Source organism: Devosia limi DSM 17137, assembly GCF_900128975.1.
Taxonomy (GTDB): Bacteria; Pseudomonadota; Alphaproteobacteria; order Rhizobiales; family Devosiaceae; genus Devosia; species Devosia limi.
The window spans coordinates 378,747-393,289 of record NZ_FQVC01000002.1 but is presented as its reverse complement, the minus strand read 5'-3'; the positions used below and the strand labels follow the sequence as shown (position 1 = coordinate 393,289).

Annotated in this window: 12 protein-coding genes; 6 read left to right on the top strand and 6 right to left on the bottom strand. The window is 62.4% G+C overall.

Annotation, left to right across the window (positions count from 1 at the left end):
* Window positions 1-3: 3 nt before the first annotated feature.
* Window positions 4-1,161 (top strand): M23 family metallopeptidase, encoded by a 1,158-nt coding sequence (locus BUA69_RS05255; RefSeq protein WP_143154424.1) that lies wholly within the window; start codon window positions 4-6, stop codon window positions 1,159-1,161.
* Here the strand turns inward: BUA69_RS05255 and BUA69_RS05250 are convergent.
* Both BUA69_RS05250 and prfB read right to left on the bottom strand, forming a co-directional pair.
* The gene (locus tag BUA69_RS05250; protein ID WP_052950610.1) at window positions 1,158-1,358 is read right to left on the bottom strand and encodes a hypothetical protein; all 201 of its coding nucleotides are present in this window, start codon (window positions 1,356-1,358) and stop codon (window positions 1,158-1,160) included. The two genes, BUA69_RS05255 and BUA69_RS05250, sit on opposite strands and share 4 nt — an antisense overlap.
* Window positions 1,359-1,487: 129 nt before the next feature.
* A protein-coding gene (prfB, locus tag BUA69_RS05245) for a peptide chain release factor 2 (RefSeq protein ID WP_143154423.1) occupies window positions 1,488-2,610 on the bottom strand; the annotation gives its coding sequence in 2 pieces (ribosomal slippage) (window positions 1,488-2,540 and window positions 2,542-2,610; 1,122 coding nt in all).
* Window positions 2,611-2,750: 140 nt separating this feature from the next.
* On the opposite strand from prfB, the gene BUA69_RS05240 reads away from it, so the two are divergent.
* Window positions 2,751-3,227 carry a hypothetical protein gene (locus tag BUA69_RS05240; protein WP_046135764.1) on the top strand — a complete coding sequence of 159 codons (477 nt, stop codon included), beginning with the start codon at window positions 2,751-2,753 and terminating at the stop codon, window positions 3,225-3,227.
* A gap of 3 nt (window positions 3,228-3,230) precedes the next feature.
* Here BUA69_RS05240 and BUA69_RS05235 read toward each other — a convergent pair whose 3' ends face one another.
* The 3 genes from BUA69_RS05235 to BUA69_RS05225 form a co-directional block, all read right to left on the bottom strand.
* Window positions 3,231-3,731 (bottom strand): peptide deformylase, encoded by a 501-nt coding sequence (locus BUA69_RS05235; RefSeq protein ID WP_046135765.1) that lies wholly within the window; start codon window positions 3,729-3,731, stop codon window positions 3,231-3,233.
* A 2-nt stretch (window positions 3,732-3,733) separates the two neighbouring features.
* On the bottom strand, window positions 3,734-6,202 hold the full coding sequence (locus tag BUA69_RS05230) for a penicillin-binding protein 1A (RefSeq protein ID WP_082093870.1): 2,469 nt from the start codon (window positions 6,200-6,202) through the stop codon (window positions 3,734-3,736).
* A 190-nt stretch (window positions 6,203-6,392) separates the two neighbouring features.
* A complete protein-coding gene (locus tag BUA69_RS05225; protein ID WP_160300134.1) occupies window positions 6,393-7,598 on the bottom strand; it encodes an N-acetylmuramoyl-L-alanine amidase in 1,206 nt (401 codons plus the stop codon).
* A gap of 629 nt (window positions 7,599-8,227) precedes the next feature.
* Here BUA69_RS05225 and BUA69_RS05220 point away from each other — a divergent pair.
* Complete coding sequence (locus BUA69_RS05220) at window positions 8,228-11,008, top strand: Rne/Rng family ribonuclease (protein ID WP_046135904.1); 2,781 nt, start codon at window positions 8,228-8,230, stop codon at window positions 11,006-11,008.
* Window positions 11,009-11,244: 236 nt separating this feature from the next.
* On the opposite strand, the gene BUA69_RS05215 is transcribed toward BUA69_RS05220, so the two are convergent.
* A complete protein-coding gene (locus BUA69_RS05215; RefSeq protein ID WP_046135766.1) occupies window positions 11,245-12,390 on the bottom strand; it encodes a pyridoxal phosphate-dependent aminotransferase in 1,146 nt (381 codons plus the stop codon).
* Window positions 12,391-12,543: 153 nt separating this feature from the next.
* On the opposite strand from BUA69_RS05215, the gene BUA69_RS05210 reads away from it, so the two are divergent.
* The 3 genes from BUA69_RS05210 (at window position 12,544) to accB (ending at window position 14,538) form a co-directional block, all read left to right on the top strand.
* Entirely contained in the window at window positions 12,544-13,428 is an 885-nt protein-coding gene (locus BUA69_RS05210; RefSeq protein ID WP_052950612.1) for a DsbA family protein, read from the top strand.
* Window positions 13,429-13,575: 147 nt separating this feature from the next.
* On the top strand, window positions 13,576-14,013 hold the full coding sequence (gene aroQ, locus BUA69_RS05205) for a type II 3-dehydroquinate dehydratase (RefSeq protein WP_046135767.1): 438 nt from the start codon (window positions 13,576-13,578) through the stop codon (window positions 14,011-14,013).
* 33 nt (window positions 14,014-14,046) lie between these two features.
* Window positions 14,047-14,538 carry an acetyl-CoA carboxylase biotin carboxyl carrier protein gene (gene accB / locus BUA69_RS05200; RefSeq protein ID WP_046135768.1) on the top strand — a complete coding sequence of 164 codons (492 nt, stop codon included), beginning with the start codon at window positions 14,047-14,049 and terminating at the stop codon, window positions 14,536-14,538.
* Window positions 14,539-14,543: the final 5 nt, after the last annotated feature.

Genomic DNA, 14,543 nt, shown 5'->3' with positions numbered 1-14,543 from the left:
TGCGTGCGTAAAAAACCCAGCTTCGCCCGGTCTGGCGGCACCCCTGCGCCCACCCACAACAGGCCCGCGCGTACTGGCATCCGGCCCGCCCTGTTTTACGGCATGTTTGCGCTCCTGCTGACTGGAAACGCGCTGACGGCCACTGCATTGCTGCTGACCCCCGATATTGCACGCCTGTTCAGCGGCCAGACCGACGAACTCATCGACGCCTACGAAGACCGGCTCGCACAATTGCGCGTCGAAGTCGACCGCCTGCACTCGCGCAGTTATGCCCAGGCTGGTGACATCAACCTGCAGTTGCAGGAACTGTCGCAGCAGCAGGAAGTGCTGCTGGAGCAGCATCAACTGGTACGCCTGCTGGTCGACAAGGCCGATCAGCTCGGTATCGAGACCGCCGCGCTGGCCCCACCGGCGGGCGAATTTACAATCGCGGCTCCCCTGACCGCAAGCGGCAACCCGGATGTGGATGCAACGGCCGTTGCTATCGCTCAGATGATGGGAGAAACCCAGTTCGCGATGAGCGCCATTTCCGAGGCCGCCATTTCCAGGACCGACAGCATTGTCGCCGAGCTCTCCAATATCGGCATCCGGATTGCCCTACCCGAGGGCGAACTCGCTGGCATGGGCGGCCCGCTCCTGCCAGCGGCCGGCGTGATGACTGGGACCGGCATGATCGATGACGCCAACGCTGTCATGACCGCCCTGGTGCGCTATCAGGCTGCCCGCGAAAGCATCGAGTCTGCGCCGGTTCACATGCCCATCAGCGGAAACTTCCGCCAGAGCTCGGGCTTCGGCAATCGCAAGGACCCGTTCAGTGGCGGGCGCGCCTTCCATTCCGGGCTCGATTTCGCCGCGCCGAGCGGCAGCATCGTCTACAGCGCCGCTACCGGCATTGTAACATTTGTTGGCACCAGGTCCGGCTACGGCAATGTGGTCGAGGTTACCCATTCCAGCGGACTTGTTAGTCGCTACGCCCACCTTTCAGGTTTCCTGTCCAAAGAGGGTCAGGCTGTAACCACCGGCACGCCGATCGCCAAGGTCGGCTCAACCGGACGCTCCACCGGCCCGCATCTGCACTTTGAGGTGCGCAAGGGCGACGCGCCGCTTGATCCCATCAAGTATCTCAATGCCGGCAAGCGCTTGCTGGGCCTGATGGGTTAGCTGGCAGCTGCTTGCCAGCAAGAGACAGCACCATCTTCTGGATCGATCCGCCCGCCGATGCGAACGAAAACGTTCTTTTCCAGCACCCGCTGGGACGGGAAATTGTCGACCGCAGTCTCTGCGGCGACCGTGCGGATCCGTTCATCGGCGCGCGCCAGCGCCAGTAGCGCACCCGCGATGCTCCGGGGCGATGCCATACCCGATCTCGGGTGATTCCAGCCCAGAGCCTAGCAGGCGAAGGCCATCGGGCGCCCTGCCCGCCGCCATGCCAAGGAAATGATCATCCGTGGCGGCGACGAGGCGAAGCGTTCCGATGGCTGGTTTCGTCAATCCGAGGTCACGTCCGTGGCAACACCAACCCGCTGGGCAAGCGCCGCTTCCATGAACTCGTCAAGATCGCCATCAAGCACCAGCGACGGCTGGCCGCTTTCGACGCCGGTCCGCAGATCCTTGACCATCTGGTAGGGCTGCAGCACGTAGGAACGAATTTGGTGTCCCCAACCGATATCGGTCTTGCTGGCAGCCTGCGCGTTTGCGGCCTCTTCACGCTTCTGCAGTTCCGCCTCGTACAGACGCGACTTCAGCATCGCCATCGCCGTAGCACGGTTCTTGTGCTGGCTACGCTCCTGCTGGCAGGCCACGATAATGCCCGACGGCACGTGGGTGATGCGGATGGCCGAGTCTGTCGTGTTGACGTGCTGCCCACCGGCGCCCGAAGCCCGATAGGTATCCACCTTGAGATCGGATTCTCGGATCTCGATATCGATGGAGTCATCGACAACCGGATAGACCCAGCAGCTGGAAAAGCTGGTGTGCCGCCGCGCTGCCGAGTCATAGGGACTGATGCGAACTAGGCGATGCACGCCGCTTTCGGTCTTCAGCCAACCATAGGCATTGTGGCCCTTGACCAGGATCGTCGCCGACTTGATGCCGGCTTCTTCGCCGTCATGCATTTCGAGCACTTCGACCTTCATCTTCCGGCGTTCAGCCCAGCGCGTATACATGCGCAGCAGCATGTTGGCCCAGTCCTGGCTTTCGGTGCCGCCGGCGCCCGAATGGATTTCCACGTAGCAGTCATTGGCGTCGACTTCGCCCGAGAGCAGCGTCTCGATCTGGCGGCGGCGCGCTTCCTGCTTGAGCTCGATCAGCGCGTTTTCGGCGTCCTTGATGATTTCGGCATCGCCTTCGGCTTCGCCCAGCTCGATCAGTTCGACATTATCGCGAATGCCCGCCTCAAGCTCGCGCACGGCCTTGACCGCCACGTCGAGTTCGTCGCGTTCGCGCATTTTTGCGCGCGCCTGCTCGGGATTATTCCAGAATTCGGGGGATTCAGTCTCGGCGGTCAGCGCGTCGAGGCGTAGCTCAGCAGTTTCCCAGTCAAAGATGCCTCCTCAGCAGGGTCAGAACCTGCTCGATTTCGGCGACGGTCTTTTCGATTTCCGTGCGCATTTATGTGTCCTTGTAAACTGCGATCCATGTAGCCGAGCCATCGGGTTCGATCAACCCGGCCTTAGCTCCTATTCAGTAGTTGCCAAGTCGAGCGTTCAGGCAGACGCTGCGGCCATCTAGGTTGAGCACAGGGATCAAAAATGTTGAGGACTACACTCGCCGTTCTGGCCCTCTCGGCGGCCGGCGCGGCTTACGCACAAGACGCGGAAGTATCGGTCGCAAAAGGCGAACGCATCTCCCGAATTGGTGGCTGCCACGATTGCCACACAGCCGGTTTCAATGAAGCCGGCGGCACGATAGACCCAGCAACCGCGCTCAAGGGCAGCCCCGTTGGATTCCAGGGCCCCTGGGGGACCACCTATGCATCCAATCTGCGCATGAAAGCCCGCGAGCACACCGAAGACGACTTCGTCGCCTACATCGCCGCGCTGGAAACCAGGCCGCCCATGCCTTGGTTCAACCTGCATTATCTCGATGAAACCGAGGTGCGTTCGCTACACCAGTATATCATTTCGCTCGGCGAACCGGGTGAGCCTACCCCGGCCTATGTACCGCCCGGGCAGCCGCCCCAAAGCCCATTCATTGTTTTCGCGCCGCCCACCATGCCAGGCAGCTAGAACTTAGCTGACGCGGTTGAGCTTCTGGAATTTGCGAATTGCCGTGTCGCGCTTCAGGCGCGACAGGCGACTGAGGAAGAACGTGCCGTTGACCTGATCGATTTCATGCAGGGCGCACCGGGCCACAAAGCCCTCGAAGCGCTCCGTGTTACGTTTGCCGTCAACGGTGTCGAAGGCAATTACGGCCCATACCGGACGCTCTACCGGGGACTCGATGCCTGGCATGGAAACCGACCCCTCCGGTCCGAACTCCGTTTCTGGCGCCACCTCGAGGACTTCAGGGTTAAACATCACCAGATAATCGCGTGCCGCCGTGTCCTGGGCGACACTGATCACCACGATAGGTTCGACAGCCCCGACATGGGCCGCTGCCAGTCCATAAGCCTGGGCAGATTCCGCAGCAGCACGAAGCTGCTCGCCAATCGCGACGAGGTCACCATCAACAGGCCGGGGCGCCGCCTTCTGGGTCAGTCGCGCATCAGGAAAGGTCACAAACTCGGTCATGCTTAGAACAGCCCGCCGCGGCCCTGGTTAGGATCGGCATACTGGCCGTTCCCCTGAACTGGATAGCCCTGCTGCTGCATCTGCTGCTGTTGCAGCATTTGCTGCTCGACGCTGACATAGCCGCCATCGACACCAATTACCGAAGTGGCGAGGTTGGGGCCGGTCCCCGGCTTGAAGGCTTCGAGAATAGCCTGCTCGCCCGGATTGGCTCTGACGCCGGAAGACGGGCTGATCCATGTCGAACTCATGCCTGAAGGCACGCTGAACTGCGTTGCCGGCGTGCCCTGCAGCGCCTTGGCGACGAAATCCGTAAAGATCGGCACCGCGAACGAGCCGCCCGTCACTGCCCGGCCCATCGAGCGCGGCTGGTCATAGCCGACATAGACGCCGACGGCGAGTTCGGGGGTAAAGCCGACGAACCAGGCATCCTTGTAGTCATTGGTGGTGCCGGTTTTGCCCGCAACCGGACGCCCAAGCGACCGGGCGCCGGTTCCCGTGCCGCGCAGCACCACGCCTTCCATCATCGACGTGATCTGGTAGGCGGTCATCGGATCGAGCACCTGCTCGCGATTGTCGATGATCAGCGGCTCACCCTGCCCCTGCCAATTGCTCGCTGTGCAGCCGTCGCAGAGACGCGCATCATGACGATAGACGGTGACGCCATAGCGATCCTGAATGCGGTCGATGAGAGTCGGCACGATCTTGCGGCCGCCATTGGCGATCGTCGCATAGGCGGCGGTCATCCGCATGTCGGTGGTTTCGCCGGCGCCCAGTGCCATTGCCAGCACTGGCTGCATCGTGTCGTAGACGCCAAACAACTTGGCATATTCGGCCACCAACGGCATACCGATATCCTTGGCCAGCCGAACCGTCATGACATTGCGGCTGCGCTCGATGCCGCGACGCAGCGTCTGCGGGCCATAGAACTGCTGGGCATAGTTTTCCGGCCGCCAGATCGAGCCGTCGCTATTGCGAATTTCCACCGGCGCATCCAGCACCACGGAAGCAGGCGTATAGCCATTGTCCAGCGCTGCCGCGTAAACGATGGGCTTGAACGACGAGCCGGGCTGCCGCAAGGCCTGCGTGGCGCGGTTGAATTCGGATTCCGCAAACGAGAAACCGCCAACCAGCGCCAGGACCCGACCTGTGCGCGGATCCATGGCCACCAACGCGCCTTCGATCTCGGGCACCTGCTCCAGCGTGTAGACGCCGTCCTTGCCGGCGACCGGCGACACATAGACAACGTCTCCGACTTTCAGAATGTCTGATAACGGCTTGGAAACCCATCTTATTTCCGGGCCGGACAGGGTGCCGGTAGCCCGCTCCGGGCGCACCCCATTGTCGACGTCATCGGCGGGGCGCAGGCCAATGCGCGCCTCGTTGCCGCCCATGTCCAGCACCACGGCCAGTGTCCACTCCGGCACGTCGCGAAGCGGCACGACCTTGGCAACGTCTAGGCCCCAGTCTTCACCGATTTCAATGCTGGCCACCGGTCCGCGGAAGCCCTTGGTGTGGTCGTAGGCGATCAGCCCATCCATCAGTGCACGTCGAGCGTATTCCTGCAGCTTGGGCTCAAGCGTGGTACGAACTGACAGGCCGCCGCCATACAGCTGGTCCTCGCCATAAAGCTTGGCAAGCTCGCGGCGCACTTCCTCGGTGAAATACTCAGCCGAATAGAGCTGGCTGCCCGAGGCGCGTGGAATGACGTTGAGCGGCTCGTCCTTGGCCTGCCTGGCAGCATCTGCGGTGATGTAGCCATTCTCCAGCATCCGATCGATTACCCAGTTCCGGCGGCTGATCGCCGCTTCGGGACGACGGAACGGATGATAATTGTTTGGTCCCTTGGGCAGTGCCGCAATATAGGCCGCTTCGCTGAGTGTCAGCTGGTAGAGTGCCTTGTCGAAATAGTTCAGCGCTGCCGCGGCGACGCCATAAGAATTCAGGCCGAGGAAGATTTCGTTGAGATAGAGCTCCAGGATCTTGTGCTTGGAGAAGGTCGACTCGATGCGGATGGCCAGGATCGCCTCCTGGATCTTGCGATCCCAGGTCTGATCGGCGGTCAACAGGAAGTTCTTGGCCACCTGCTGCGTGATGGTGGAGGCGCCAACCATCGGACCGTTTCCGCCGTCGATGCGCTGCAGGACGTTGTCGCGCACGGCCCGGACCACGCCATCTATCGCGATGCCGCCATGGGTGTAGAAGTCTTTGTCCTCAGCCGAGAGGAAAGCCTGCACCAGCAGTGGCGGCACAGTCTCGATTGGCTGGAACAGGCGGCGTTCCCTGGCATATTCGGCCAGCAACGTACCATCGGCGGCGTGCACGCGTGTGGTCACCGGCGGCTGATAGTCCTTGAGCACCGTGTAATCAGGCAGGTTCGATGAGACCGTGGTCAGATAGACAACACCAACCGCAACGCCGGCCAGCGCCACAAACATCCCAAAGCCAAACAGCCAGCCGAGCAAGCGCAGCATATAGTCAGTTTCTCCTGGGCGGCGCCCGCCGGCTGACCGGCAATTCACCCGTATTCTGCGGTTCGAGCGACGCAAATCGCTCGTCCAATTCAGTCAGAATCATATCAGACGCCAGCAGAAATGTGGATCACAAGCGCCCGAGGAGGCGCGCTATCCCCGGCATAGCAGGACGCGTGACTGAATTGTCACATCACTCTTCGGGGTTCAGGCTATCGAAATAGCTCGATATGCCGCGCGCCAGGGCATCGGCGGTGCGATCGCGCCAGTCCGATTGCAGCAGATTGGCCATGTCACTGGCATTGGACAGAAAGCCCAATTCAACCAGGACGGACGGCACGTCGGGCGCCTGCAACACGAAGAAGTCGGCCTGACGCACCGGGAAGCGGCGCAGCAGCACGCTCGGCTCCAGTTGATGCACGATGGCCTGTGCGGCCATGAACGACTGCATACGCATTTCGCGGCGCATCAAATCCAGCAGGATGTCGACAACCGCCGGCGCCATCTGCGGCACGGCAAAGCCGGCAATGACGTCGGTCTTGTTCTCACTGTCGGCCAGAACCTTGTCCAGCACGTCGGTGGCATTCTCATCGCGGGTATAGACGCTGGCACCACGGATCTCGGGCTGCTGGAAGCTATCGGCGTGGATGGAAATGAAGAGATCGGCCTTGTTCGTCCGGGCCAGCGCCACGCGTTCCTCAAGCCGGAGGAACGTATCGTCTTCGCGGGTCAGCGCCACATCGAACCGTCCCGATTCAACCAGTAATTCCTGCAGACGCAGGCTGAAGGCGAGGACGATATCCTTTTCCTTGATCCCGCCCGCAGCAGCCGCACCACTGTCAATGCCGCCATGGCCGGGATCGATGACCACCAGAGGCTTGGTGGCGATAGGCAGATTGGAACCTCCGGCCGGCGTTGGTGCGTGCGCCACGGCCGCCGGCACACTGCCGGTGGAGATCGCCAGGTCCCTGGCCACATTGGCGGCGAACTGCTCCGCTGTTGCCGGAATGATGTCGACCACAAGGCGGGCCGGCTGGTCTTCGAACGGCGCCAGCAAGTACGCCTGCTGCACCTGGGCGGGAATGGACAGGGTGAGCGTCGTTCGCACACGGTCTGGCGCGGCTTGCTCGACAGCATACCCAGAAACCATCCCCTCACCGGCTGGCTTGCCGTTGGCCTCGGGGGCCGCCACCGATGCGGCACGGACATCGATAGCCAGTCGATCCGGCTCATCCAGGGAAACCAGTGCAAAATTGGTCTCTGCCCCGAGATCGATCACCAGCCGCGCCCTCTCCGGCGTCGCCGAGACGCGCACCTCGATCACCCCAGGCAATGCGGGCAGCGGGGTCGCATCCTGCGCACGGGCGGCCAATGGTGTCAGCAAGAGCAGCAAAGCCACTAGAAAATGAGGAAATTTCAACAAGCGCGGACCGGTCCCTAAGTGAGAGGTGGCCGCATGCCAAGCCGATCAGGCGAATCTGCGGCACCGCTGCTGTTATGCGCAGTTTTGTGGCGCAGGCCAACCAAGGCCAATTGAAATTGAACTGGAGGCGCAGTTTTGACTTTCCTGTTGCCAATCAGACCCAACACCCCTACACGCTAATAGTAGAGGCACATGCTTCCAGCCAAACCAGTTTGCGTGGCCAGATCGCCACCACATCCGGGTCTGGAAGTGGCCGGACAACGGGGTGAAACAGCCCTGGAGCCCCGGATCAGATGCGGCAAATCCTGTGCCTCACATAGGAATTTCGGTTTCTCGTAAACCGGACGGTTGTCGGCGCCAAAGCGCCAGCAGCCCAATAGGAAGAGGTCAGATGGCCCGCAGGCGGACAAAACGCGACGCGATCGAGATTACCGATTGCCGTTTTGCCATGCTGCATCTTCCGGCCCTGACCATATCTGCCGGTGCGCCAAACGCAGAGGTTTCGCGCCCCACCCCCCTCAAACCATTCGCCTCGCACTGCGCCACGGGAAGGATGCCGGTTTTCCGGCGCCCACTTGTCGGCGCGCGAGCGCGCGGAGTTCATTATGGCTACCAAGAGAATGCTGGTGGATGCCATCCACCCGGAAGAAACACGGATTGTCGTTACAGCGGGTAACAGGCTCGAAGAGTTCGATTTTGAATCGGCGTCCCGCCGCCAGTTGCGGGGAAATATATACCTCGCCAAGGTGACGCGCGTTGAACCGTCGCTGCAGGCGGCCTTTGTTGAGTATGGCGGCAACCGTCACGGTTTCCTGGCCTTCTCGGAAATTCATCCCGATTACTACCAGATCCCGGTTGCCGACCGCGAAGCCCTGCTGCGCGACGAGGAGGCTGAGGACAGCCATGACGATGCAACCGACGAGCACATTTCGCTGCCCGAAGGCGTAACCGAGCCCGACGCCGAGACCGACACCCAGGACATGGAAGGCGCCAGCCATATCGAGCAGGCCCCGGCCAATTCCGAACCTGTCGAATCGATCGGTGGCGCCGATGCGCTGGAAGAACTGCCGGAGCGTCGCCGCTCGCAGAACAGCCGCCGTCACTACAAGATCCAGGAAGTGATCAAGCGTCGCCAGGTGATGCTGGTGCAGGTGGTCAAGGAAGAACGCGGCAACAAGGGCGCGGCGCTCACCACCTATCTGTCGCTCGCCGGCCGTTATTCGGTGCTGATGCCCAACACCGCTCGCGGTGGCGGCATTTCGCGCAAGATTACCAACGCCGCTGACCGCAAGCGCCTCAAGGAAATCACCAGCGACCTGGAAGTGCCGCAGGGCATGGGCGTGATCCTGCGCACGGCCGGTGCTTCGCGCACCAAGGCCGAGGTTAAGCGCGACTTCGAATACCTGATGCGCCTGTGGGAGAACGTGCGCTCGCTGACCCTCAAGTCGCAGGCGCCGTGCCTCGTCTATGAGGAAGGCTCGCTGATCAAGCGGACCATCCGCGATCTCTACAACAAGGAAATCGACGAAGTGTTCGTGGCCGGCGATGACGCCTTCCGCGAAGCAAAAGACTTCATGCGCATGATCATGCCGAGCCACGCCAAGAACGTGCAGCTCTACAAGGACGATCAACCGCTGTTCTCCAAGTTCGGCATCGAAGCCCAGCTCGACTCGATGTTCTCGCCGACGGTCACCCTGCCCTCCGGCGGCTACATCGTCATCAATCCGACCGAAGCGCTCGTCTCGATCGACGTGAACTCGGGTCGCTCCACCAAGGAGCACAATATCGAGGACACCGCGCTCCAGACCAATCTGGAGGCTGCGGACGAAGTGGCCCGCCAGCTGCGCCTGCGCGATCTGGCCGGCTTGATCGTCATCGACTTCATCGACATGGTCGAGAACCGCTCCAACCGTGCCGTCGAGCGCAAGCTCAAGGACGCCCTCAAGGACGACCGCGCCCGCATCCAGGTTGGCCGCATCAGCCATTTCGGCCTGATGGAAATGAGCCGCCAGCGTATCCGCTTCGGCGTCGTCGAAAGCTCGACCCACAAGTGCCCGATCTGCGATGGCACCGGTCTCGTGCGTTCGGTGGAAAGCCTGGCGCTCATGGTCATGCGGCATGTGGAAGACCACGTGCTGCGCCGCCAGGGCCAGTCGATCAACGTTCGCGTACCGGTCGAAGTGGCGCTCTATATCCTCAACTACAAGCGCGACACCCTCACCGTGCTTGAACACCGCAATCAGCTGTCGATCACCATCACTGCTGACGGCAAGATGACCGGGCACCAGTTCGCCATCGAAAAGGGCGAAGCGCGCATCGTCTCGTTTGCCGAGACCCGTACGCTTGAGCATGTCCGTGTCGACAGCGCCGTGATCGAGGACGAAGACGAGGATATCGTCGACGAAGCCGAGAGCGAGGACGAAGACGACAAGTCGGCAACCGAGGCTGAAGCCGGTGAGGGCGAACCCTCTCGCCGCCGCCGCCGCCGCCGCCGCCGTGGTGGCGAGCGCGCTGACGACAATGGCCAGCGTCCGCCCCAGCAGCAGCGCGCTGCCCAAGCACCGCAGGTTGAAGCCGCTGTCGAAGGCGAAGAGGCCGAGGGTGAAGGCGAAGACACCGATGAGAACGGTGCACGTCCCGAAGTCGCTGGCGATGACGAGCCGCGCAAGCGCCGCCGTCGCGGTCGCCGCGGTGGCCGTCGCAACCGTCGCGATGGCGAAGGCGAGAACGGCGAACGCGCCCCCTCGCCCGCTGGTGACACTGGCCTGACGCCAGCCGAAACCAATGTGGTTGCCGAGACCCTGCTGGCCCAGGACGAGATCGTCGCTGCCGCCGAGGCCCCGGTTGAGCCGGAAGCTGTCGTCGAGGCCGAAGTCCCCGCCGAAAAGCCCAAGCGCACGCGTCGTGCCCGCAAGCCAGCCGAGCCTGCCGCTGTCGAAGCTGCAGCCGAAGCGCCGGTTGAGGCACAGCCTGAGGCCGTTGCCGCCGAGGCAGCGGTCGAAGCCGAGAAGCCCAAGCGCAAGCCCCGTGCGCGCAAGCCAAAGGCCGAGGCTGTCGAAGCTGGAGCCGTGGCGGCGCCGTCGGTGAGCGAAGCCGCTCCTGCACGCAAGGCACCGGCCAAGGCTGCACCGAAGGCCAGGCCAGCATCGACGCCTGCTCCGGAAGCCCCAGCGCCTGTGGCGGAAGCCGCAGCGCCTGCTCCAGAAGCCGCAGCGCCTGTGGCGGAAGCTGAACCCGCTGAGGCCCCCAAGCCTAAGCGCGCCAAGAAGGAATTGCCGCCTGAAGGCATCGTCGTCTCGTCGACCGCTGCCCCGGAACCCGAGGGTGAAGAGCCCGAGAAGAAGAAAAAGGGCGGCTGGTGGCAGCGCCGCCTCGGCCTCGGCTAGAAACGTCAAAAGGCGGCCTTCGGGCCGCCTTTTCTTATTCCCGCACCGGCTGCCGCCAGACCCCGACCGGGCTCGTTTGCGACGTCAAATCGCCCAGCATGCTGGATTGCTGGCTCCTGCAGCAGTGCAAGAAATGCTGACTTTTATGAAAGAATCCGGCGGATTGCTGGCCGGTGCTGGCTTTTGCTGCGAGGGCGCTTGAGCCCAGAGCGGCGGCGACCGATTACCAGCTGGGATCAGCCCAGAAACCGCGCCATCCGCTCCAAGGCCAGTTCGATGCTTTCATGCTTGCCGGCATAGGAAAACCGGACGAAGCCGTGGCCGTCAGTGCGGTCGAAGTCGATCCCGGGCGTTGCGGCGACACCGGCCTGTTCCAAGAGGGCCTCGCAGAAGGCCATCGAGTCGTTGGAGAAGCGGCCGATCCCGGCATAGGCGTAAAAGGCCCCATCGGACGGCGCGCCGATTTCAAAGCCGAGCGAGCGCAGGCCATCGTTCAGCAGGCCGCGATTGGCGGCGTAACCCGCCTTCTGCACTTCCGAATAGTCGCGCTCGCCCAAAGCCGCCGTCGCGGCAATCTGGCTGAGGGTCGGTGCGGAAATGAAGAGATTTTGCTGCAGGATTTCGGCGCGGCGCAGGAATGCCTCCGGCAACACCATCCAACCGATCCGCCAGCCGGTCATGCAGTAATATTTGGAGAAGCTGTTGATGACGATGGCATCGCGCGTCAGTTCCAGCGCGCTGACCGAGGGACCACGATAATCGAGCCCATGATAGATCTCATCGGAGATGAGCTGCACGCCCAGTCGCTTGCAGGTCGACACGATATCGGCGAGCCCCGCCCGATCGACCGCTGCGCCGGTTGGATTGGCGGGACTGGCGAACAGCAGGCCTTCAAAGGGCTCCATGGCATGGGCGGCGGCGATATCGGAGCCGGTCAGCTGCCAGCCATTGGCGGAACGCACCGGAATTTCGCTGATACCGAAACCCAATCCCAGCAAGGTGTTCACATAGGCGGGATAACCCGGCCGGGTAATGGCGATGCGGGCGCCGGGCCGGAACGCGGCATGAAAGGCCAGAATGAACCCAGCGGACGATCCCATCGTGCAAAGGATGGAATCGGGATCGACCGCGACACGATGCTGGTCGGAATAATAGGCCGCAAGCCCTTCGCGCAGCTCGGTCAAACCCTTGGCATTGGTATAGCCCTGCGCATTGGGCAGCGCCCGGGCCACGGCCTCGATTACCCGCGGCGCCGGCGGCGAACCGGGCTCGCCCACTTCAAGATGGCAAACCGTGCGGCCACCCGCCTCCAGCGCCTTGGCGCGCTTGAGGATCTCCATGGCGTGAAAAGGCATCAATCCGTCGGCTGGGGCTTGGGTCATCTTTCCGTCCTTGCTGTCGGTCCCTAGCCCGATCCGGCACCCGTCTCAACAACAATTGATGCTCCCGCCAACGCTGCGTTCACTGGCGGCTCCTATTGTGGCAGCGCAACTGCTAGAAGACCCTGCCTATTGCGATTCATCGGGAGCCTTTTCATGTCGCGTGTTACCATCGCCCTTGTCGCCCTGGCGGGCATTCTTGCCGGGGCCCTGGGCTTTTCGGTGCTCAATCGGCCCGCGCCGGAGACCGATGTCGTCGCTGTGCGTGCCATCGTCGAGGACGCGCTCGCCGCCCGTGACATCGCCGTCGCGGCTGCCACGCCGGCTACACCGGAGGTCGAGGCACCGGCACAGGTAGCGGCGCTAGATCCGGCCGAGCTCAATCCGATGATCGAGAACTTCCTGATGAGCGACCCGGCGATCCTGCAGCGCATGTCATCGGCGCTCGAGACCCAGATGGCCGCCGCCGAACGCGAACAGGCCACCACGGCCATTGCCGCGATGCAGACAGCCATCTTCAATGACCCCGACCAGGTCGTTCTGGGCAACCCCGATGGCGACGTCACCCTGGTCGAACTGTTCGACTACAATTGCGGCTACTGCCGCAACGCCCTGCCCGACCTCGCAGCGCTGCTCGCGGAAGACCCGAACCTGCGCGTCGTGCTCAAGGAATTCCCCATCCTGTCGAACGAATCGATTGATGCGGCCCGTATCGCGGTCGTGGTGAACAAGTCCGGCGCCGATTATTGGGCGTTCCACGAAGCCCTGTTCACCAGCCGCGGCAAGATCGACAAGGCAGTGGCGCTCGCAGCCGCAGCCGATCTGGGCCTGAGCCCGGTCAGCGTCGAGTTGCAGATGAACGAGCCCGGCGTGTCCAAGGCCATCCAGACCTCCTATGAGATCGCCAAGGCCCTCAACATCACCGGAACGCCGACGTATATTATCGGCAATGACGTCATTCCCGGCGCCATTGGCGTCGACGAATTGCGGGCGCGTATCGCCAATATGCGCGCCTGCGGCGAAACCCAATGTGAAGGGTAATCCCCCACAAGCACATTGATCGGCGGGCGCGGGGCGCTGCGAGCGGTACTTTCGCCGCCCCGAGCCAGCCGGTTTTTTGCGTTTTCAGTGCATTTCGTATAGTCGAGCTTGCGCAGCCCCAAGTGGCCAGTGCAAAAGGCAAAAACCATGGCAAAGCGCGTTCTCGTCCTCAACGGCCCGAACTTGAATCTCCTCGGCACTCGCGAGCCGGAGATTTATGGTTCGCTGACGCTCAAGGATGTGGAATCGGCTTGCCGGCAAACTGGCCTGGCGCTGGACCTGACCATTGATTTTCGTCAGTCCAACCACGAAGGCGAATTGATCACCTGGATTCATGATGCGCGCCAATCGGCCGATGCCATCGTCATCAATCCAGCGGCCTATTCGCATACCTCAGTGGCTATCCACGATGCGCTCAAGGCGGTCGGCTTGCCGGTCGTCGAAGTGCACCTTTCCAACATTCACCAGCGTGAGCCGTTCCGGCACCATTCATTTGTCTCATCTGTCGCCTACGGCGTCATTTGCGGCTTTGGAGTGGTCAGCTATAATCTGGCACTTCATGCACTGGCAGAAAAACTCAAATAACGATCGACGCGCAAGCGCGGGAGACCGACAAGAATGACCAAGGCATCTCAAGTGGACCAGGACCTGATCCGCACTATCGCTGAACTGCTCAACAAAGAAAATCTCGCCGAAATCGAGATCGAGCAGGACGATTTCCGTGTGCGCGTCACGCGCTCCTTCGCCAAGGAAACCGTGACCTATGCCGCCCCGCAATATGCGCCGGCACCGGTTGCTGCCCCCGCCGCCTCGCTGGCTCCGGCCGGCTCGGTCGCCGCCGCGGCTCCTGTCGCTGCCGAGGACCTCGCGTCCAATCCCGGCACGCTGACCTCCCCGATGGTGGGAACCGCCTACCGTTCGCCCGAGCCGGGCAAGGCCGCTTTCGTTGAAGTCGGCACCAAGGTATCCGAAGGCCAGACCGTCCTCATCATCGAAGCGATGAAGACCATGAACCAGATTCCGGCGCATCGTTCGGGCACGATCACCCGCATTCTGGTGGAAGACAGCCAGCCCGTCGAATATGGCGAACCTCTCGTCGTCATCGAATAAGGGGG

Excerpts from the sequence above, each read along its gene's own strand:
- BUA69_RS05240 (WP_046135764.1), top strand. The coding sequence starts at position 2,751 with ATGTTGAGGACTACACTCGCCGTTCTGGCCCTCTCGGCGGCCGGCGCG.
- BUA69_RS05230 (WP_082093870.1), bottom strand. The coding sequence starts at position 6,202 with ATGCTGCGCTTGCTCGGCTGGCTGTTTGGCTTTGGGATGTTTGTGGCG.
- accB (WP_046135768.1), top strand. The coding sequence starts at position 14,047 with ATGACCAAGGCATCTCAAGTGGACCAGGACCTGATCCGCACTATCGCT.
- BUA69_RS05235 (WP_046135765.1), bottom strand. The coding sequence starts at position 3,731 with ATGACCGAGTTTGTGACCTTTCCTGATGCGCGACTGACCCAGAAGGCG.
- BUA69_RS05210 (WP_052950612.1), top strand. The coding sequence starts at position 12,544 with ATGTCGCGTGTTACCATCGCCCTTGTCGCCCTGGCGGGCATTCTTGCC.
- BUA69_RS05215 (WP_046135766.1), bottom strand. The coding sequence starts at position 12,390 with ATGACCCAAGCCCCAGCCGACGGATTGATGCCTTTTCACGCCATGGAG.
- BUA69_RS05250 (WP_052950610.1), bottom strand. The coding sequence starts at position 1,358 with ATGGCATCGCCCCGGAGCATCGCGGGTGCGCTACTGGCGCTGGCGCGC.
- aroQ (WP_046135767.1), top strand. The coding sequence starts at position 13,576 with ATGGCAAAGCGCGTTCTCGTCCTCAACGGCCCGAACTTGAATCTCCTC.
- BUA69_RS05220 (WP_046135904.1), top strand. The coding sequence starts at position 8,228 with ATGGCTACCAAGAGAATGCTGGTGGATGCCATCCACCCGGAAGAAACA.